The organism is Vibrio sp. 10N.222.49.C9, assembly GCF_041474985.1.
Classification (GTDB): domain Bacteria; phylum Pseudomonadota; class Gammaproteobacteria; order Enterobacterales; family Vibrionaceae; genus Vibrio; species Vibrio crassostreae_C.
In genome coordinates this window covers 1-409 of the sequence record NZ_JBFRVD010000214.1, presented here as the reverse complement: position 1 = coordinate 409, position 409 = coordinate 1, and the positions used below count along the sequence as shown (strand labels likewise).

At 44.3% G+C, this 409-nt stretch carries 1 protein-coding gene; it reads left to right on the top strand.

Annotated features, from left to right (window positions below; genetic code table 11):
* A partial coding sequence (locus AB4585_RS22815) for a hypothetical protein (RefSeq protein ID WP_372171085.1) occupies positions 1–409 on the top strand: 409 nt, incomplete at both ends.

Below are 409 nucleotides of genomic sequence, written 5' to 3'. Positions count from 1 at the left end.
GACATCTCCGCTCAATCGAGAGAGCGTACCGAGCAAATAATTCAGTATCTTCGTTCTCTTATTGAGAAGGCTCAGCCAATCAAGCACCTTCTCGACTCTGGAGGTGGTCTTACTCAAGAGCGAGTTAAAGAGTTAAGGAAACACAAACTCACTGCATTTGACGCGGAGCAAATAGAGATAAAGGTAAAAGTGGATGCCGTGTTCGATGAGTTCATGAGGGCGTATCAGCTTGTCTACGTATCCGTATTGAATGAGTGTGACTGTATCGTTCGACGTAAATTCTTAGAGTCTGTACTAATCAGTCTTCGTCGCTTCCGATATGCTGCTTATGATGCAGGCGTGTTGCCGGTTTTAGAGTTAATGACCGATTTGATTGAGTCATTAGAGAGTGATTTGGATGGTGATGAGG